The following is an 18,085-nucleotide window of genomic DNA, read 5'->3' as shown; positions in this document are numbered from 1 at the left end:
AACCGCAGAGATCACAAAGATTTACGCAAAGGGCACAAAGGTGTTTTCAGCCATTGAGCCATCAATCCATTCAACCATTGTTCTCTCATTAGCACACTTTCAAATTGTTCTACGCCTTCTCCATCTTGTAGCACCAGCGCTTTAGTTTGCCTTCGAAGTCGAATGGTGTGGTGGCCTTGGTGATATCGCGGATGTTGACGGCTTTGATTTGTTCGGTGTCTAAAACGAACCGGGTGAAATTGGTGCTGAAGTATACAGTACCGCCTGAAGTGGTGGCGGCGAGTACATCGTTGAGCAGTTCTACGTGGTCGCGCTGTATGTCGAGGAAATCTTTCATGCGTTTGCTGTTGCTGAAAGTAGGCGGGTCCATAACCACCAGGTCAAACTGGTTGGGGGCAAGGGTTTTGAGGTATTGCTTTACATCTGCATGAATAAAGTGGTAGCGTTTGTCGTCTGTAAGGTTATTGGCTTTGAAATTGTCTTCTGCCCAGGAGAGATAGGTTTTGGACAAGTCAACCGACGTAACGCTGGCTGCGCCAGCAGCTGCAGCGTATACCGAGAAGGAGCCGGTATAACAAAACAGGTTCAGCACACGTTTGTCTTTGGCCTGGTCCATCACCATTTTACGCGTGGTACGGTGGTCGAGAAATAAACCAGTATCAAGGTAATCGGTAAGGTTAACCAGGAAGTTAAGGCCATTTTCCTGCACGGTGAAGTTATCCTGCTGCACATCCAGCTTCTGGTACTGGTCTTGCTGGCGGTGGCTCATGCGTTTACGCTGGCGTACAAAAATATGGTCGGTATCAATCTGCAGCAGGCGGCTTATTTCTGCGATGCATTCATCCAGCCACACTTCATGTTCTTCATCGCTCATGCCATGGCGGCGCAGGTATTCGGCGAGGTACAGTTTATCTTCATAGCGTTCAATACAAAACGGGAACTCGGGCAAATCATGGTCGTATATGCGGTAGCAACCAATATCCTGCCGTTTGGCGAGTTTGCTTTTGTGTTTGTACACCTTCAGTAACCGGTTTTCGAACATCTGCATTTTAGCATCCATCGCAGCGTAAATTCTAATATGGTGAAAATAAAACCGGCAACAGGCAGTGCTGTTACCGGTTTAGTATGGTGGTAGTTTCGTAAAAACTATTTCAGTTTAGCCAGTGCATCTTTAATGCGTGCCCAGCCTTTTTCGATATTGGCAGTGCTGTTGGCAAAAGAGAAACGTACACATTTGGGTTCACCGAATGCATCGCCCATTACAGATGATACGTGTGCGGTGTTCAGCAGGTACATACAGAAATCGGCTGCATTGGCAATGGTGGTGGTACCATCTGATTTGCCGTAGTAAGAAGATACATCAGGGAAAATGTAGAAAGCACCTTCGGGTTCACCACATTTGATGCCAGGAATGTCTTTTACAATTTCCATTACTTTGGCTCTTCTGCGGGTAAACTCTTCTGTCATTTCTTCAGAAGGTTTCAGGTTGCCGGTTAAGGCTGCCACAGCGGCTTTCTGTGTAATAGAGCAGGTTGCACTGGTAAACTGGCCCTGCAGTTTTTCAGTGGCTTTGGCTACTTCGGGGCTTGCGGCAATATAGCCCAAACGCCAGCCGGTCATGGCAAAACCCTTGCTCAGCCCGTTGATGAGAATGATACGGTCTTTCAGGTCAGGGAACTGCGCAATGCTTTCGTGTGTGCCAACGAAGTTGATGTATTCGTAAATTTCGTCAGAAATGATATAGATCTCCGGGTATTTCCTGAACACTTCTGCCAGGCCAGCCAGTTCTTCCTTGCTGTACACGGCGCCTGAAGGGTTACAGGGTGAAGAGAACATGAACACCTTTGTTTTGGGCGTAATGGCTGCTTCGAGCTGTGCAGGAGTGATTTTGAAACCGCTTTCCAGTGCACTGCGGATTTCTACCACTTTGCCACGGGCAATTTTTACCAGCTCTGAGTAAGTTACCCAGTAAGGTGTGGGGATAATTACTTCGTCGCCATCGTCAACCAGTGCGAGGATGGTGTTGGCCAGGCTTTGTTTGGCGCCTGTACTGGCCACAATATTTTCGGGTTTATAGTCCAGGTTGTTGTCTCTCTTCAGCTTTGCACAAACAGCTTCCTTCAGGTCGGCAAAACCAGCAACAGGAGTGTAGTGGCTCCAGTTATCGTTGATGGCCTTTATTGCAGCTTCCTTAATGTGCGCGGGCGTGTCAAAGTCAGGCTCACCCAGGCTCAGGTCAATTACGTCGATGCCTTGTGCTCTTAATTCGCGGCCGAGTTTGGCCATTTTTAAAGTCTCCGGTTCATTGAAGCGCTGGAGAAGAGAAGATAGTTGCATGGTTATAACAAAGTTTACAATGCAGCAAAAATAGGAATCCGCGAGCAGAACGGGGGAAATAATACAAAAATGGTTAGATGGATTGATGGTTTTATGGCTAAAAACAAAAAATAGATCAATGGTTTAGGAGCTGGCTTAGATAAAATTCAAAGACCACTTGCCCATGGCTGTGTCCCCACAGCCATGTTCTTCAACCCGAAATTGAGCGGCTGTGAGGACACAGCCGCGGGCGGATGGTAATGGTACTCGCTACGATCACTCACGACTGAAAACAGCTGCAAGCGTCAGGCCGGGACTGTGAGGTGAGTAAACCACTTGCCCATGGCTGTGTCCCCACAGCCATGTTCTTCAACCCGAAATTGAGCGGCTGTGAGGACACAGCCGCAGGCGGATGGTAATGGTACTCGCTACGATCACTCACGACTGGAAACAGCTGCAAGCGTCAGGCCGGGACTGTGAGGTGAGTAAACCACTTGCCCATGGCTGTGTCCCCACAGCCATGTTCTTCAACCCGAAATTGAGCGGCTGTGAGGACACAGCCGCAGGCGGATGGTAATGGTACTCGCTACGATCACTCACGACTGTCGATGTCTCGATTCTCGAACTGGTACTCGCTAAGATTAGATCACTCACAATTCACGCGCCTAGCGCATGGCTCTTTGCAATGTATGGATCACCCCGTTGGTGCAAAGGATATTGGGCTTTACAATGAGCGATGAAGGCTGATCGTCACTGCGGTAGCGGCGCATAAAATAATCAGGTGATGTAACAAACGAATACAGGGTATCCGGCGCAATACGCAGCAGGGTGTTGTTAACAGGGAATATCTTTTTGTCTATGAAGTCAGAAGTAAGCACCATTTTGGTAAACATATGCGCACCGCCAAACAGGCTGTCATAAAAAGCATGGAAAGTATCGATATCCAGTCCTGCCACACGAAACGCATTGTTATCGGGCGCAAACAGGGTAATGCTGCCGCTGCTGCTGTCGAGCAGGTGGGTTACCTGCACGGTATCATAAACACGCAGCAGGTAAGAGAAACTGGTGTCTGCTTTCAGGTACTGACCGATGGTTTGTGAAGGTTGTTTAATAACAATGCTGATAACTTCCAGCAAACCGTTAGAGGCCAGCACGCTTTGTTTAATAGGAGAAGCATTCACAAAAAAGCCGTTGGGGTTATTGGTGATATGCATATTGTCTCCGTTCACCGCGTAAATGGTCAGCGTGTCGGGTATGTGCGATTGCAGCAGGGCAGTAGCCACAAGGTGACCGCTTACCAGGCTTTTTACCGAATCGGCACTGAGGTTATCCAGGGAAGCTGCCGTAATGCCTGCAGCAATCATGGCTTCATTGTTGGGCGCAAAAAAAGTAAAGGTGGCCGCACTGCGCAGCAAGGTATCCAGACCGGCTTTGTCTACCGCCTTCTTCATAATCGATAAGCTGCTGTCATTGGCCAGTACCTGCCCGATAGACAACCCCGGCGGCTCGGCTGATTTGTTTTTACAGCCATATAAAACCGCCGAAACCACTGCCACTGCAAGTAAAAAAGCAATTATTTTCTTCATAATCAATCTGGTATACAGGTTGTCATCTATTAAACAGGAATAACGCCGTACTTCGTGCACAAATATAGGAGAACCATCGAGAATCGAGACATCGACAGTCGAGACTATCTTAGCAGGTGTTTTTCGTGAGACGTCAGTCGTCAGTCGTGAGTGGAAGGCCACCGGGAATCGAGAATCGACACACTACTGCCGCAGGCCAACCCTAACAGGCTATCAGCTAAAAGCTTACCGCTTACAGCTATTCTCCGCTATTAAACAATTTATCCATTTAACCATTGTTCCCCATTTTCAAATTGGTTTTCACATTAGCTTTACGCCCTCAATCTAAACTATGCCCCACGAAGCGATATCGGTATTTGACATGTTTAAAATAGGTGTTGGTCCTTCCAGTTCACATACATTAGGCCCATGGCGGGCTGCACAGCGTATGGTAGCGGCTGTGGAGGCGCGGTTTCCCGGGGTGCCGGTACAGGCAGTACAGGTGCTGCTGTATGGCTCACTGGCCAAAACAGGCAAGGGGCATGGCACCGATATAGCCGTATTGCTGGGTTTACATGGCGAAGACCCGGTAACCATTGATGTAAACAGCATTAATGACAAGATTGCTGACATGAACCGCGACCGTAAACTGCATTGGGGCGGTGTGCAGTGGATTGATTTTGATCCGGCAACAGACGTGCAGTTCCTTTTCAACGAAACATTGCCTTTTCACCCCAACGGGCTCAGTTTTCTGGTAACACTGGTCAATGGTGAAACCATCAGCGAAACCTATTATTCCATTGGCGGCGGTTTCGTGGTAAAAGAGGGTGATCAGCATGGCGGGCCCGGTTCGGTGGATTTGCCTTTCCCGGTAAACACGGCAGACGACCTGCTGCATTGGTGCATGAAAACCGGCATGTCAATCAACGAAGTAGTAATGGAAAACGAAAACGCCTGGCGCAGTGAAAAAGCAACCCGGGATGGTGTTTGGAAGATATGGGAAACCATGCGCGATTGCATGTACCGCGGCTGTCATAACCAGGGCGAATTACCCGGCGGTTTGCATGTGCGCAGGCGCGCATTTGATTTAAACCGGAAATTATCGCAGGGTACAAATTATCATGACTACGATTCCTGGATAGCAGCCATCCGTTCAAAACAATGCAGCTTCCAGTACATACTCGATTGGGTGAGCTGCTTTGCACTGGCAGTGAATGAAGAAAATGCATCATTTGGCCGCGTGGTAACAGCGCCAACCAACGGTGCGGCAGGCGTAATACCTGCAGTGCTGCAATACTTTATTGTTTTCTGTGACGGGTACGATGATGAGAAGATCTTCCGCTTTCTGCTCACGGCTTCTGAAATAGGCAGCATCTTTAAAAAGGGCGCTACCATTTCGGCAGCAATGGGTGGCTGCCAGGCAGAAATAGGCGTGTCGTCTGCAATGGCTGCAGGTGCACTTACCGAAAGCATGGGCGGCACGCAGCGACAGGCGTTGATGGCTGCAGAAATAGCCATGGAACACCACCTGGGACTAACCTGCGACCCCATTGGCGGACTGGTGCAGATACCCTGTATAGAACGCAATACCATGGGCGCTATTAAAGCCATTACTGCATCGCAACTGGCATTGCAAAGTGCACCGGATTATGCCAAGGTATCGCTCGACAAAGTGATTAAAACCATGTGGAGCACCGCGCTTGACATGAACTCCAAATACAAGGAAACTGCAGATGGCGGCCTCGCTGTAAACGTGCCCATCAGTTTGCCTGAGTGTTAATGCTTCAGCAGTATGACTACCATAAATGCCACCAGCGCCGGTAAGGTTTGTTCGCATCGAAAAACCTTATCTGCGCGCGTGTAAAATAAGTTTCTGTGTATTCTTCGCCCTGTGTGCCCTGTACTTTGGCATTGAGCTTACGGGCAATGTTCAGCATCTGGTAAATAATTTCGTCGTCTGGATTTTTAACAGTGATATTGCCCGACCAGTAATTAAACCAGGCATGATTGCCGCAGGTACGGCTGCCTGAATATCCGCTCCAGCGGGTGAGTTCCAGGCTTTCGAAAGAGAAAGATTCGCCGTTCTGCATTTTAGCTTCAAACGTGCTGTCGAGATGCATGTCTTCATTCTCCTTTATAAATGTTTTCCATTCATCCAGGGTAATGCTTTTTTCACTGTCATCATCATACCAGTTGTTGCGCCTGGTAATGTGCAATTCGTAGCGTTGCATAATGTGTTGTTTTAAGGTAAAGTTGAAAATGGGTTGTATACATGTAAATGGTTCAGGTTAGAAATAAATACAGGCAACAGGTATTGCCCGCGGGTTTACAGCACAGTTGTTAACAACTGCTGTAACGCGTATCTGGCATATGATTGAATGAAAAGTGCGGTGACAGGTTTACGGTAGTTACCAGGTTCGGTAAACTACATTGTACGGCCAATAGCCATACTGCTGGCTGGGTTGAATAGCACCGGCTACACATAGGATCTTGAGGGAGTTTTAAAATATATTTTCTAAAGTAATATCTTTTTTAATTCCGGCAAAATCTTTAAGGAAGATGGTGGTGCGTTGCATGGTCAGATGGCTGACAAACGCGCGTGTTTGTACGTGAACGCAAACCATTTGCGCCTGTTGGCCATTTTCTCCATGTCAACGATCAGGGCTTTGCGGGGTAAAGTGTGCAAATCGGGCAGCTGAAGCGCATTGCCCTGCAGTGTTTTCAGCTGATCGAGGGCAATTAATCCGAAAGAATAAATACCTGCCATGGCCAGACTGAATGTTTGCTTGCGCTGCTGCGGGTAGGGCAGGGCTTTAATGGCAGCCTTCATGGCGTTGACCTGCTCCAGGAAAAACAGCTCGAAGGCGTAGGCATTCGTCATACTGCCTGGGAGCGTGGTAATATGCTCCTGCAGGTCTTTGTAAATATCATACAAATCGTTGGTAAGCTGAATAATAGTCCCCATGCGGTACCAGCATTCATCTTCTGCGGCAGTGGCCTGTACATCGAGATAATGCCTGCACAGCAACACGGCATAACCGCCCTTGGTAAAAGTAATTTCACGGATGGTTTCTTCAGGCAGGCTGCTGTGGCTTTGTTTGCGGGAAAACAGCTGTGCCTTGTATAATTGCCGCGCAATGTTTTCGTAGGCGGCCTTGTCATGCACGTATTCCTTTAACAGCAGGTGCGATTGCCGGAACACTTTTTCATCAAAACTGTCTCCATGGTATTGCTCTGGCTGAAAAGAGAGTTGCAGCAACTGTTCTTCTGAAATAGTAGGATAATCGGTAAAATCATCGAACAGGGAGCTGCAGATGAAATAATGCACCAGGCGCATTTTTTCGCTGTCGCTGGTAAGCCGGCCATGCAAACGGGTAAAAGCATCGCAGATCATGGGGTTGTAGATGCCATGACTGACTGCTATTTTCTTGCGTGTGGCCTTGTTAAAATTTCCCTGGTACTGCTGTTCAATGGTAGCCAGTAAAGCATAGGCACGCGCTGTTTCACGCCTGCGTGAGCGTACGATGTAAAAGGCCAGTTGTACAGTGGTAGTCCAGAACCAGAAGAAATATCGCATATAGAAAACCGCATTATTGAACAATAATCATACAAAAGACTTTATTTTCTTAGGTTTGCGCAAAATTTTTTCCGCATGAATCTGGGATATTTTCATTACCCGATGCCTGCCAACGAGCCGGTGCTCAGTTACGCACCGGGTTCGCCGGAAAGGGCAACATTGAAAAAAGTGTTAGCAGAACTGAAGAAAAAACAGGTAGATGTACCCATGTACATTGGCGGCAGGGCTGTACGCACGGGAAACAAGGTGGAATTAAACCCGCCGCATGAGAAAGCGCATGTGCTGGGTTATTTTCACATGGGCGAGCAAAAACATGTAACGCAGGCCATTGAGGCTGCACTGAAAGCCAAGGAAGCCTGGGCCAACATGCCATGGGAAGACAGGGCGCATATCTTTTTGAAAGCAGCCGATCTTATTGCCACCAAATACCGCCCGTACATGAACGGTACCACCATGCTGGGGCAAAGCAAAAATGCTTACCAGGCCGAGATTGACAGCGCCTGTGAGCTGATCGACTTTTTACGCTACAATGTTCATTACCTGAGCGAAATATACAAACAGCAGCCGGCTTCGGCGCCAGGCGTGCACAACCGCACCGAATGGCGTCCGCTTGAGGGTTTTGTGCTGGCTGTAACACCTTTCAACTTCACCGCTATTGCCGGCAACCTGCCAACCAGTGCTGCCATGTGTGGCAACGTAGTGGTATGGAAACCCGCAGATACACAGGTATACGCAGCACAGATGTTTATGCGTATTATGAAAGAAGCGGGCTTACCAGACGGTGTTATCAACCTCATTTATGTAGACGGCCAGGTGCTGGGCGATACCTGCCTTTCGCACCCTGATTTTGCAGGCATCCATTTCACCGGTTCTACCAAGGTGTTCAATAATATCTGGCAAACCATTGGTGCCAACCTGCCTGTATATAAAAGCTACCCGCGCATTGTTGGTGAAACAGGTGGTAAGGATTTTGTGCTGGTACACAAAAGTGCAGATGTAGATGCTACGGTTGTTGCATTGGCACGAGGCGCATTTGAATACCAGGGCCAGAAATGTTCTGCTGCCTCACGCGCTTATATACCCGGTAATATTGCAGAAGAAGTAAAACGCAAGCTCGTTGCCATGGTGCAGACCATGAAGATGGGTTCTGTAGAAGACTTCAGCAATTTTATCAATGCGGTTATTGATGAAAGAAGCTTTGACAAAATCAAAGGCTATATCGAGAAAGTGAAGAAAGACAAGAAAGCAACCATTCTTACCGGCGGCAACTGCAGCAAAAAAGAAGGTTACTTTGTTGAACCTACTATCATTGAAACCAAAGACCCCAAATCGCTCACGATGTGTGAAGAGATCTTCGGGCCGGTACTGACCATTTATGTATACAACGCCGATAATTTTGAAGGCGCCATGAACCTGGTAGATACCACTTCACCGTATGCATTAACAGGCTCTATCATTGCGCAGGACCGCGAAGCCATTACCCTGGCTACTTCACGCTTACGCAATGCAGCCGGTAACTTCTATGTGAATGACAAGCCAACAGGCGCTGTTGTAGGCCAGCAGCCATTCGGCGGTGCACGCGCAAGCGGAACGAACGATAAGGCCGGCAGCATGCTTAATATTTACCGCTGGTTAAGTGCACGCACTATCAAAGAAACATTTAACCCGCCAACAGATTATAAGTATCCTTTCCATATGGAAAGCTGATAAAAAAATCCCCCCGGTTGCCGGGGGGATTTTTTTATCATTTGAAAATTTGAAGATGTGCTAATTAAGGCAATGGTTAAATGGATCTATTGCTTAATGGCTGAATAAATCTGCATAGTTTTCGCGCCAACAGAGCCTTCGCTAAGATAGTCTCGATGTGTCGACTGTCGATTCCCGAAAAACCGTTGCTAAGATCACTCACTGCTGTTATTCTTTCCCCGTTTTGCTCTCTATGCTCAGCAGTTCTACATCAAACACCAGCACTGATCCGCCTTTGATTTTATCGCCCATGTCCCTGTCGCCGTAAGCGAGGTCAGAGGGGATGAAGAGTTTCCATTTGCTGCCTACAGGCATCAGTTGCAGGGCTTCTGTCCAGCCTGGGATAACGCCGTTCACAGGGAAGGTAATGGGTTCGCCGCGGTCAACGGAGCTGTCGAATACGGTGCCATCGATCAGGGTGCCTGTATAGTGTACTTTAACGGTATCTGTTGGGCCGGGTTTGGTACCGGTGCCTTCTTTTACAACCTGGTATTGCAAACCGCTGGGTAAGGTTACCACGCCGGTTTTCTTTTTGTTTTCGGCAAGGTAGGTTTCACCTGCTTTACGTGCCACGGCTGTTTTATCACGGTCGAGCTTTTGCATATAGGTCATAATCACCTTGTTCATCTGCTCAACCGTCATCGAAGGCTGGTTCTTTTTGAATACATCTTCGCACGCTTTGGCAATCATGGCAGAATTGATTTGCGTAGCACCTTTTTCCTTAAAAAAAGTAGCAGTACTCAACCCTACGGCATAACTGAACGAATCGATGGGTGTTTTAATGGCAGGGGCGGCAGCAGTGGTTTTGGCCGCAGTGCCCTGTGATGCCGGTTTGGCTTTTACCTGGCAGAATGCTGTGCCTGCCATAGCGAGCAATGCAAAGCTGAATACTGTTTTTTTCATGTTGTATATCGCATTAAAGTGCGTAAGATAGGGGAAATTCCGGTTCACCAAAAATACAGGCGCTTTGTAACGGTGTGCAGTAAGACCGATTGTTTGTAACTTTAAAACTATGGCAACACCCAATATGGCGCTTATCGGCGCACTGCGCGAAACTGCAGGCAAACTGGCTGCAGGCGCTGCTTATGCCTGGGGGCATCACGGCAGCTGTAACTGCGGCAACCTGCTGCAAACCGTAACCAGTTTGTCGAAAGAAGAGATACTGCGTTATGCACATACTGCTGCCGGTGAATGGACTGAACTGGCAGAAGAATATTGCGGTGTTACCAATGCACCGGTTAGTTTATTGCTTGCCAAATTGCAGCAGCTGGGATTAACGCCTACCGATATTCACCACCTTGAATACCTCGATAGCAAAGATGTGCTGCAACAGCTGCCGGGCGGCTTCCGCTGGCTTAAACGCAATGTGCGCGAACATGTGGTATTGTATTTTAACACTTTCGCCGCTATGCTGGAACAACAATTACAACAACAGCAGCAGGTTCCCTTTCGCTATGAACGCGCTGCTGCAGCTGCTGCCGGGCCGGTATACGCGTAGAAAAAAGCAGGGCTGTGGTAAAACAATTCAGTCGTTCAGTCCATAACCATTTTGCTGCCAGTTCGTGATTCAGTTTGCTTTCACTATTTTAGTGGCAAAATGCGACGAATTTGAAATCGATTTTGACTGAGCAGCAAGTAGCTTTAACGGTAAAAAGACTTGCCCACCAGATACTCGAGAACCACCTGCAGCTGGAAGATACCGTGTTGATTGGCATTCAGCCCAGGGGCGTATTCCTGAGCGACAGGGTAGCGGCCGAACTGCAGCAGCTGGTGGCGCCGGAGAAAGTAAAATATGGCAAGCTCGATATTACGTTTTACAGGGATGATGTACGCAAGGAACTGCATGTAGCCAATAAAACCGATATCCCTTTTACTATTGAAAATAAAAAAGTAGTGATCATTGATGATGTGTTGTGGACAGGCCGCACCATCCGTGCTTCACTTGATGCATTGCTTGATTTTGGCAGGCCCGCCAAGGTGGAGCTGTGTGTGCTGATAGACCGCCGTTTTAGCCGCGAACTGCCCATACAGGCCGATTATACCGGCCGTTCCATCGATACTTTTGTTTCGCAGAAAGTAAAGGTGTACTGGAAAGAAAAAGACAACAGGGAAGAAGTGGTGTTGCTGTAATTTCTGCAGCAACGCCCTTGATATGATCATTTAAAGTTGCCTCCGATCATTTTTTTGCGCTAATTTTGCATTTTAATGAAACTATCTACGCAACATCTGCTAGGCATTAAAAATCTTACCCGGGAGGATATCAGCCTCATTCTTTCGACTGCACAGGATTTTAAAGACGTATTGCAGCGGCCGGTTAAAAAGGTTCCGTCACTCAGAGATATTACCATCGTTAATCTTTTCTTCGAAAATTCAACGCGTACACGTATGTCGTTTGAGCTGGCAGAACGCCGCTTATCGGCTGATGTGCTGAATTTTACTGCCAGTGCTTCATCGGTGGCCAAGGGAGAAACCCTGCTTGATACCGTAAATAATATCCTGAGCATGAAAGTGGATATGGTGGTTATGCGTCACAGCGCCAGCGGCGCCCCGCACTTCCTGGCCAAACACATTCCAGCGGCGATTGTAAATGCAGGTGATGGTATCAACGAACATCCTACCCAGGCTTTGCTCGACGCGTTTTCAATGAAAGAAAAAACAGGCAGACTGGAAGGTTTGAAAGTGGCCATCATCGGCGATATCATGCATAGCCGTGTAGCGCTCAGCAATATTTACCTGCTCACCAAAATGGGCGTGGAAGTAACGGTTGCCGGTCCGCCAACATTGATTCCCAAATACCTTACGGATGCACTTGATGTGCGTGTTGAATACAATGTGAAAAAAGCACTGCAATGGTGCGATGTAGCGAATGTACTGCGTATTCAGCTGGAAAGGCAGAGCCAGCCGCTGTTTTCCTCACTGCGCGAATACAGCCTGGCTTATGGCATTAACCGCCGCATGCTCGAAAGCCTGAACAAGGAAATCGTGATCATGCACCCTGGCCCTATTAACCGCGGTGTTGAGCTGGATTCTGATGTGGCAGACGGGCCTTCATCCATTATCCTGAACCAGGTAGAAAACGGTGTGGCTGTTCGTATGGCTGCATTGTACCTGCTGGCCAACCGGGAAAACTAAGCACGTTTCTTCGTAAACCTTCAGATATGACAACACAACGCATTGCCCTGTTTCCCGGTACCTTCGATCCCGTAACACTCGGGCATGTGGATATCGTTAAACGCTCGCTGAGCCTGTTCGACAAATTGTACATCGGCATTGGCACCAACGTAAACAAACAGCCCATGTACAGCGAAGAACAGCGTGTGGCATGGATAAAGGAAATTTTTCACGAAGAACCCAAAGTAGAAGTACTCATATACGAAGGTTTAACGGTGGATTGCTGCCGCAAAATCGGCGCTACCCATATACTGCGCGGTATCCGTTACGTAAGCGATTTTGAATACGAAAAAGTAATCGCCGACATGAACCGTACACTCGACCCCCAGATTGAGACCATCTTTTTAACTTGTTTACCGCAATATACATCTGTTGCCTCCACACTGGTACGTGATGTTATCCGCAATGGTGGTGATGCCAGGCAGTTTTTACCAGAACCGGTACAACGTTCACTGGAAAAAAACAGCAGGTACTAATGGCACTGTGGTACAAACCCGGTTTAACCGCGGCAGACCTGCAGCCCCTTGGCAAAAACACCATGGGCGATCACCTGGGTATGCAGTTTGTTGAAGTAGGGCCTGATTATATTAAAGCAACCATGCCTGTTGATCACCGCACACACCAACCCATGGGGCTGCTGCATGGCGGCGCTTCTGTAGCTCTTGCCGAAACAGTGGGCAGTGTAGCTTCTGCCTGCGTGGTAAACCAGGATAAATTCAACTGTGTTGGCCTGGAGATTAATGCCAATCACATCCGCGGTGTGCGCAGCGGCGAAGTCACTGCCACCTGCAAACCCCTGCACATCGGCGGCAGCACGCATGTGTGGGACATTCAAATACACGACGAACACAACAGGCTTGTCTGCATCAGCCGCCTCACAGTGGCGGTTCTGAAAAAGCCGGATAGCAAATAAAAAAGGTGCCTTGCAAAGGCGCCTTTTTTATTTGCGTGAGTGGTGAGTGGTCAGTCGTGAGTGATTTAGCGGGTACCAACTTCGAGAATCGAGACATCGACAGTCAAGACTATCTTAGCGAGCCGTTCCTTCATATCGCCCGCGGCTGTATCCTCACAGCCACGGGCATGGGAGCAGGTGCACTTTCAAATCTTCAAATTTTCAAATTGTTTTTACCTCCCTCTTCGTGCAAACGAGCTCTTCGGTATCCAGTTCATGACACGGTCGAGTACCTTGGTGATAAACATTTTTGAGCTCAGCAGCTTCAGGAAATTGCGCACTTCCTTGTAGTCGCGCAGGTAATATTTGGCAGAAGAAAGATTGCTGTTGACTTTAATGGTAATCGCTTCATCTTTCAAAGCCTTGAACATGTCTTCATCGGTAATATCATCACCAATGGCCATAATAAAGTCGAACTTGTACCGGTGCAGGTAAACCTGTGCTGCCTTGCCCTTGTTTACTTCCATGTTCTTTATTTCCACCACCTTGTTGCCGGGCAGCAGCTGCAGGCCCCAGTCGCCCATCATATACCGCAGGTTATTCATCATTTCACTGGCGCGCAAATCGCCCAGGCCACGTTCGGCCTTGCGGTAATGCCATACCAGCGAATAGGTTTTTTCTTCGATAAACGAGCCGGGCGTGCGGTCGGTATAGGCATTCAAAATAGGATGCACATGTTGTTTCCATTCGGTGGTAAGGCCCTTCAGGTCTTCCCATTTGCCGCCTGCCACTTTATGCCATACGCCATGTTCACCCACCAGGTCAATTTTTAAATGACCAAACCATTCTTCCAGCGTAACATGTTTGCGGCCGCTGATGATCACCACCTTGTTCTTTTCATCACTGGCCAGTTCTTCGAGCAGGTGATACAGTTCCTTATCAGGTTTTGCCTGGTCTATATTGTTGTTAAAACCCACCAGTGTTCCGTCATAGTCCAGCAAAAACAGCCGCTTGTCTGCACGGTTGTATTTGTTTTTCATGTACTGCTGGGTGCGCTGGCTAATGTATTTGGTAAGCAGTGATTGCTGCATGCGTTTTACTTCGCCCAGGCGTTCTATAAACACCCTTACCCAGTGCATTACATTGTATTTACTTACCAGTTCGCGCATCTGTTTCATGCGGCGCGTTTGCTCTTCGAGCGGCATATTGAGCGCGGCTACAATTGCCTGGCTCATCTGTAATACGTTGTTCGGGTTTACAATAAGTGCGTCGGTCAACTCTTTGGAAGCGCCGGCCATTTCACTTAAAATCAGCACGCCGTCATTGTTTTTGCGGCTGGCCACATACTCCTTGCATACCAGGTTCATGCCATCGCGCATAGGGGTAACCAGGCATACATCGGCAAACTGGAACAGGGCAGACAGGTTTTCGATGGGGAAGGAGCGGTAAAAATAATTCACCGGCGACCAGTTGTTGGTACGGTACCTGGCGTTGATATTACCGGCCAGCTTATCAATTTCATCGCGCAGTTCACGGTACTGTGTTACGGTATCGCGCGAGGGCACCACAATCATGTACAGCGATACTTTTTCCTTGTACTCCGGGTGATCCTGCATAAACAGGTCAAATGCCTGCAAACGCTGCAGGATGCCCTTGCTGTAATCCAGCCGGTCAATGGAAAGAATAATGTGCACGTTGCCGAATGTTTCGCGCAGGTTGAGGATGTTCTGCTTCACCTGCGTGTTATCGATCAGTGCTTCAAATTTTGCATTGTCAATACCCATGGGGAACGATTCCACCACAATTGACCTGCCGTTGTATTGTATATTGTTGGAAGCGGTTTGCACCTGCAGTATGCGTGCGGCAGATGACAAAAAATGCCGTGCATCATCATAGGTATGAAAACCTACCAGGTCGGCGCCCAGCATACCGTTCAGCAGTTCTGCGCGCCAGGGCAGCAGGCGGAACAGTTCGTACGACGGGAAGGGGATGTGCTGAAAGAAACCAATAGTGACTTCAGGCAATACAGCCCTTATTAAGCCCGGTAATAACAACAACTGGTAATCATGTATCCAGATGGTATCGCCGGGTTGCGCCACGGCAATAAGTGCATTTTTAAATTTTTCATTTACCTGCTGGTAATAGTCCCAGTAAATATTCTCGTAACGTGCATAGGTACTCATGTAATGAAACACCGGCCACAGTACTTCATTCGAAAACCCTTCATAATACTGGGTTATTTCTTCTTTTGACAGGTAAACAGGAATAAGGCTCTGTTCGTTAAGCTGTGCAGTTACATTTTTTTCCTGCTCATCGGGTACTTCCATACCCGGCCATCCAATCCATAAACTTTCGGCATCTGCCTGAAACACCGATCCCAGGCCTGTTGCAAGGCCTCCCTCACTTGTTTTGAAACTCAGTTGTCCGTCCTGCTCCGTAATTTTTACAGGTAACCTGTTCGATACAATAATGGTTTTGCTCATGTTGTTTAGCTCCGTAGTTTAAAAAAGAAATCTGCATCTAACAGGGATGATTGCAGAAGAGGTTCTACTAGGGAACAAATATGATTCCATTATTGTTTTTAGGGCATGCCATTTTATAAAATTCCCCTAATTACGAAGTGATAATCAATTAACTATACTTGCTAATTGAAATTGAAGCCTTTAGCGTAAAAAACCGCTTTTGTGCACTATTTCCACAATATTACTATAACTGTTTTTTAACAGTTCAGGCAAAGCTGTGGCGTTTATCCACTGAATTTTTTCTATGTCTTCTTCGGTTTGCGGCACCAGTTTTTGTGCACCGGGCGCCTGCATCCTGTACCAGTGCGATGCTTTTAAAATATTGTCTCCATCCTGTACATACGCGTGGTGTGTAACACCTATTTTTTCGCCCAGCACCAGTTGTGTTAAACCGGTTTCTTCTTCCACTTCGCGAACAGCACATGCTTCAATGGTTTCGCCCTCATCCAGTTTTCCCTTGGGCAGGTCCCATTTACCACGACGGTAAATGACCAGTAATTCATTGGCATCATTAAATACCAATCCGCCTGCTGCTGTTATTTCCTTTTGCATTGCTTTATTTTATAAGGCTGCAATGTACAATGAAGCGCCTGGAATCTGAAACATCAACCCGCCGGGAGCCCTTGTTATCAAACTTTAAACATTCAACATGAAACTTTAAACTCTGTAAACTAACTTCGCCGCATGACAAATGAAAAAGCAGTTGCAGAAAAATTGTTGCAGGTGAATGCAGTAAAGCTCAGTCCTGCCGAACCATTTACCTGGGCCAGCGGATGGAAGAGCCCTATTTATTGCGATAACCGCAAAGTATTGTCTTTCCCGTTTGTTCGTGACTTTATCAAAAGTGAAATGTGCAATGTGCTGTTCGAGCATTTTGCAGAAGCCGAACTGCTGGCAGGTGTGGCTACTGCAGGCATTCCCTGGGGTGCCATGGCAGCCGACCAGCTGAAACTGCCCTATATCTATGTTCGCCCGAAACCCAAAGAACACGGTCTCGGCAACCAGATTGAAGGCGTGTACGAAAAAGGCCAGAAAACCGTTGTTATAGAAGACCTCATTTCAACCGGCAAAAGCAGTTTGCAGGTAGTAGATGTATTGCGCAATGCAGGCGTGGAAGTAGTGGGTATGGTGTCTATTTTTAATTATGGTTTTGGTATTGCTGAGGAAGCATTTACCAAAGCAGGGGTTCCTTACCGCTCGCTCACCAATTACGAAACGCTGATTCAGCTGGCACTGGAAAAACAAATGATTGCCCCGGATAAGGAAAGCCTGCTGCTGGAATGGCGCAAAGATCCGGCTGCATGGACGGGCAAATAGGAAGAACTATAAACCAAGGTAGAAATATGAAAAAACTCCTGTTCCTCGTTGTTTTAATGCTGGCATGCCGCCTGGCAGATGCCCAGGAAAAAAAGGCAGAATGGGCAACCATTAAAATTCCGCAGCTGAAATGCTGGGAATGTAAAAACCGGTTAGAGAGTTATTTATCCCGCGAAAAAGGGCCGAATGATGATGCGGGTATTATGCGGTGGGTTATCAGCATGCCTGCAGCTACTTTGCGCATACAATATATTCCTACACGCATTACGCTTGATTATATTAAAACCGCTATCAATAACGCAGGTTTTGATGCTGATACTGCCAGGGCCACCGAAGATGCCTATAAAGCTTTACCTCCTGTTTGCAAACGCCCCGAAGAAGGTGGCGGGCCGCAAAAGGGCAAGCCCTGCAATATGCCACCGATGTAAATAAAGATCCGGTTATCAGGAATAAAAAAGCCGCTTGCTGCGGCTTTTTTATTTAGAAGAAGGCTACTTTCTGTTTACCCGAATAGTCAAAAGGAACATTGATAAAAATGCCGGCTTTACCCAGGCGTGTACTGCCCTTCACTTCTACCAGCACTTCGGGGTTCAGCAATACGTTGAGGGCATTTTTGAATACATTTTTCATATCCACTTCCATTTTAGAAGGCAATACAAATTCTGACTGCCTGTCAATATGCATTACGGTATCAAGCGCGTATTTGCCGAGGTATACATGGTTTACGTAAATGTCACAATCAATGTGTTTCAGGTTAACACCAAAACTGTTGGGGTTAAAATAAACAAGATCCATCATTAGGCTCGAACGGTCAAATCCCAGTTTGTCTATCCTGAAGTTTTTGGTATCGCGGTATTCAAATCCCTGTGGCTTTTTGCACGACCAGCAGAGGGCTGCAACAAGGGTAAGGGCGATCATCATTTTTTTCATTCCTGCCATTTACGGCGCAAAATAAATGAGAATGATGAATCGCGGTGAA

The 18,085-nt window shown here is 47.6% G+C and carries 18 protein-coding genes; 9 read left to right on the top strand and 9 right to left on the bottom strand.

Annotated elements, in window-relative coordinates:
* Nucleotides 1-109: 109 nt before the first annotated feature.
* The 3 genes from DXN05_RS11485 to DXN05_RS11475 form a co-directional block, all read right to left on the bottom strand.
* Nucleotides 110-1,060 carry a class I SAM-dependent methyltransferase gene (locus DXN05_RS11485; protein ID WP_245975188.1) on the bottom strand — a complete coding sequence of 317 codons (951 nt, stop codon included), beginning with the start codon at nucleotides 1,058-1,060 and terminating at the stop codon, nucleotides 110-112.
* Nucleotides 1,061-1,146: 86 nt separating this feature from the next.
* Nucleotides 1,147-2,337, bottom strand: a complete 1,191-nt coding sequence (locus tag DXN05_RS11480) for a pyridoxal phosphate-dependent aminotransferase (protein ID WP_116847390.1) — start codon at nucleotides 2,335-2,337, stop codon at nucleotides 1,147-1,149.
* 644 nt (nucleotides 2,338-2,981) lie between these two features.
* Nucleotides 2,982-3,902 (bottom strand): fasciclin domain-containing protein, encoded by a 921-nt coding sequence (locus DXN05_RS11475; RefSeq protein WP_116847389.1) that lies wholly within the window; start codon nucleotides 3,900-3,902, stop codon nucleotides 2,982-2,984.
* 331 nt (nucleotides 3,903-4,233) lie between these two features.
* On the opposite strand from DXN05_RS11475, the gene DXN05_RS11470 reads away from it, so the two are divergent.
* Nucleotides 4,234-5,661, top strand: a complete 1,428-nt coding sequence (locus DXN05_RS11470) for an L-serine ammonia-lyase (protein WP_116847388.1) — start codon at nucleotides 4,234-4,236, stop codon at nucleotides 5,659-5,661.
* Nucleotides 5,662-5,677: 16 nt separating this feature from the next.
* Here the strand turns inward: DXN05_RS11470 and DXN05_RS11465 are convergent, their stop codons facing one another.
* Together DXN05_RS11465 and DXN05_RS11460 are read right to left on the bottom strand one after the other, a co-directional pair.
* Nucleotides 5,678-6,112: a hypothetical protein gene (locus DXN05_RS11465; protein ID WP_116847387.1), complete on the bottom strand. Its 435-nt coding sequence runs from the start codon at nucleotides 6,110-6,112 to the stop codon at nucleotides 5,678-5,680.
* 347 nt (nucleotides 6,113-6,459) lie between these two features.
* Nucleotides 6,460-7,458 carry a hypothetical protein gene (locus DXN05_RS11460; protein WP_147313897.1) on the bottom strand — a complete coding sequence of 333 codons (999 nt, stop codon included), beginning with the start codon at nucleotides 7,456-7,458 and terminating at the stop codon, nucleotides 6,460-6,462.
* A 75-nt stretch (nucleotides 7,459-7,533) separates the two neighbouring features.
* On the opposite strand from DXN05_RS11460, the gene pruA reads away from it, so the two are divergent.
* Nucleotides 7,534-9,165: an L-glutamate gamma-semialdehyde dehydrogenase gene (gene pruA / locus DXN05_RS11455; protein WP_116847385.1), complete on the top strand. Its 1,632-nt coding sequence runs from the start codon at nucleotides 7,534-7,536 to the stop codon at nucleotides 9,163-9,165.
* 207 nt (nucleotides 9,166-9,372) lie between these two features.
* Here the strand turns inward: pruA and DXN05_RS11450 are convergent, their stop codons facing one another.
* Nucleotides 9,373-10,107 (bottom strand): FKBP-type peptidyl-prolyl cis-trans isomerase, encoded by a 735-nt coding sequence (locus tag DXN05_RS11450; RefSeq protein WP_116847384.1) that lies wholly within the window; start codon nucleotides 10,105-10,107, stop codon nucleotides 9,373-9,375.
* A gap of 109 nt (nucleotides 10,108-10,216) precedes the next feature.
* On the opposite strand from DXN05_RS11450, the gene DXN05_RS11445 reads away from it, so the two are divergent.
* The 5 genes from DXN05_RS11445 (at nucleotide 10,217) to DXN05_RS11425 (ending at nucleotide 13,288) form a co-directional block, all read left to right on the top strand.
* The gene (locus DXN05_RS11445; RefSeq protein ID WP_116847383.1) at nucleotides 10,217-10,702 is read left to right on the top strand and encodes a hypothetical protein; all 486 of its coding nucleotides are present in this window, start codon (nucleotides 10,217-10,219) and stop codon (nucleotides 10,700-10,702) included.
* A gap of 110 nt (nucleotides 10,703-10,812) precedes the next feature.
* Nucleotides 10,813-11,334: a bifunctional pyr operon transcriptional regulator/uracil phosphoribosyltransferase PyrR gene (gene pyrR, locus DXN05_RS11440; protein ID WP_116847382.1), complete on the top strand. Its 522-nt coding sequence runs from the start codon at nucleotides 10,813-10,815 to the stop codon at nucleotides 11,332-11,334.
* 75 nt (nucleotides 11,335-11,409) lie between these two features.
* Nucleotides 11,410-12,336, top strand: coding sequence for an aspartate carbamoyltransferase catalytic subunit (locus DXN05_RS11435; RefSeq protein ID WP_116847381.1), 927 nt, complete (start codon nucleotides 11,410-11,412; stop codon nucleotides 12,334-12,336).
* A gap of 26 nt (nucleotides 12,337-12,362) precedes the next feature.
* Nucleotides 12,363-12,851: a pantetheine-phosphate adenylyltransferase gene (gene coaD, locus DXN05_RS11430; protein WP_116847380.1), complete on the top strand. Its 489-nt coding sequence runs from the start codon at nucleotides 12,363-12,365 to the stop codon at nucleotides 12,849-12,851.
* Nucleotides 12,851-13,288, top strand: coding sequence for a hotdog fold thioesterase (locus tag DXN05_RS11425; protein ID WP_116847379.1), 438 nt, complete (start codon nucleotides 12,851-12,853; stop codon nucleotides 13,286-13,288). The genes coaD and DXN05_RS11425 overlap by 1 nt, the downstream gene beginning before the upstream one ends.
* Nucleotides 13,289-13,500: 212 nt before the next feature.
* Here the strand turns inward: DXN05_RS11425 and DXN05_RS11420 are convergent, their stop codons facing one another.
* Complete coding sequence (locus tag DXN05_RS11420) at nucleotides 13,501-15,750, bottom strand: bifunctional alpha,alpha-trehalose-phosphate synthase (UDP-forming)/trehalose-phosphatase (protein WP_116847378.1); 2,250 nt, start codon at nucleotides 15,748-15,750, stop codon at nucleotides 13,501-13,503.
* Between the two features lie 180 nt (nucleotides 15,751-15,930).
* On the bottom strand, nucleotides 15,931-16,341 hold the full coding sequence (locus DXN05_RS11415) for an NUDIX hydrolase (RefSeq protein WP_116847377.1): 411 nt from the start codon (nucleotides 16,339-16,341) through the stop codon (nucleotides 15,931-15,933).
* A gap of 132 nt (nucleotides 16,342-16,473) precedes the next feature.
* Here DXN05_RS11415 and pyrE point away from each other — a divergent pair, with 132 nt between their 5' ends.
* Both pyrE and DXN05_RS11405 read left to right on the top strand, forming a co-directional pair.
* Nucleotides 16,474-17,106, top strand: a complete 633-nt coding sequence (gene pyrE / locus DXN05_RS11410; protein ID WP_116847376.1) for an orotate phosphoribosyltransferase — start codon at nucleotides 16,474-16,476, stop codon at nucleotides 17,104-17,106.
* Nucleotides 17,107-17,132: 26 nt separating this feature from the next.
* Nucleotides 17,133-17,534, top strand: a complete 402-nt coding sequence (locus DXN05_RS11405) for a heavy-metal-associated domain-containing protein (protein ID WP_116847375.1) — start codon at nucleotides 17,133-17,135, stop codon at nucleotides 17,532-17,534.
* Between the two features lie 52 nt (nucleotides 17,535-17,586).
* Here the strand turns inward: DXN05_RS11405 and DXN05_RS11400 are convergent, their stop codons facing one another.
* Complete coding sequence (locus tag DXN05_RS11400) at nucleotides 17,587-18,036, bottom strand: LEA type 2 family protein (protein WP_158559218.1); 450 nt, start codon at nucleotides 18,034-18,036, stop codon at nucleotides 17,587-17,589.
* Between the last annotated feature and the right edge of the window lie 49 nt (nucleotides 18,037-18,085).

The sequence above is a fragment of the Deminuibacter soli genome, assembly GCF_003412455.1.
Lineage (GTDB): Bacteria > Bacteroidota > Bacteroidia > Chitinophagales > Chitinophagaceae > Deminuibacter > Deminuibacter soli.
This window is presented reverse-complemented; position numbering and strand designations above follow the sequence as displayed.

Excerpts from the sequence above, each read along its gene's own strand:
- DXN05_RS11485 (WP_245975188.1), bottom strand. The coding sequence starts at position 1,060 with ATGGATGCTAAAATGCAGATGTTCGAAAACCGGTTACTGAAGGTGTAC.
- DXN05_RS11480 (WP_116847390.1), bottom strand. The coding sequence starts at position 2,337 with ATGCAACTATCTTCTCTTCTCCAGCGCTTCAATGAACCGGAGACTTTA.
- DXN05_RS11475 (WP_116847389.1), bottom strand. The coding sequence starts at position 3,902 with ATGAAGAAAATAATTGCTTTTTTACTTGCAGTGGCAGTGGTTTCGGCG.
- DXN05_RS11470 (WP_116847388.1), top strand. The coding sequence starts at position 4,234 with ATGCCCCACGAAGCGATATCGGTATTTGACATGTTTAAAATAGGTGTT.
- DXN05_RS11465 (WP_116847387.1), bottom strand. The coding sequence starts at position 6,112 with ATGCAACGCTACGAATTGCACATTACCAGGCGCAACAACTGGTATGAT.
- DXN05_RS11460 (WP_147313897.1), bottom strand. The coding sequence starts at position 7,458 with ATGCGATATTTCTTCTGGTTCTGGACTACCACTGTACAACTGGCCTTT.
- pruA (WP_116847385.1), top strand. The coding sequence starts at position 7,534 with ATGAATCTGGGATATTTTCATTACCCGATGCCTGCCAACGAGCCGGTG.
- DXN05_RS11450 (WP_116847384.1), bottom strand. The coding sequence starts at position 10,107 with ATGAAAAAAACAGTATTCAGCTTTGCATTGCTCGCTATGGCAGGCACA.
- DXN05_RS11445 (WP_116847383.1), top strand. The coding sequence starts at position 10,217 with ATGGCAACACCCAATATGGCGCTTATCGGCGCACTGCGCGAAACTGCA.
- DXN05_RS11435 (WP_116847381.1), top strand. The coding sequence starts at position 11,410 with ATGAAACTATCTACGCAACATCTGCTAGGCATTAAAAATCTTACCCGG.
- coaD (WP_116847380.1), top strand. The coding sequence starts at position 12,363 with ATGACAACACAACGCATTGCCCTGTTTCCCGGTACCTTCGATCCCGTA.
- DXN05_RS11425 (WP_116847379.1), top strand. The coding sequence starts at position 12,851 with ATGGCACTGTGGTACAAACCCGGTTTAACCGCGGCAGACCTGCAGCCC.
- DXN05_RS11420 (WP_116847378.1), bottom strand. The coding sequence starts at position 15,750 with ATGAGCAAAACCATTATTGTATCGAACAGGTTACCTGTAAAAATTACG.
- DXN05_RS11415 (WP_116847377.1), bottom strand. The coding sequence starts at position 16,341 with ATGCAAAAGGAAATAACAGCAGCAGGCGGATTGGTATTTAATGATGCC.
- pyrE (WP_116847376.1), top strand. The coding sequence starts at position 16,474 with ATGACAAATGAAAAAGCAGTTGCAGAAAAATTGTTGCAGGTGAATGCA.
- DXN05_RS11405 (WP_116847375.1), top strand. The coding sequence starts at position 17,133 with ATGAAAAAACTCCTGTTCCTCGTTGTTTTAATGCTGGCATGCCGCCTG.
- DXN05_RS11400 (WP_158559218.1), bottom strand. The coding sequence starts at position 18,036 with ATGAAAAAAATGATGATCGCCCTTACCCTTGTTGCAGCCCTCTGCTGG.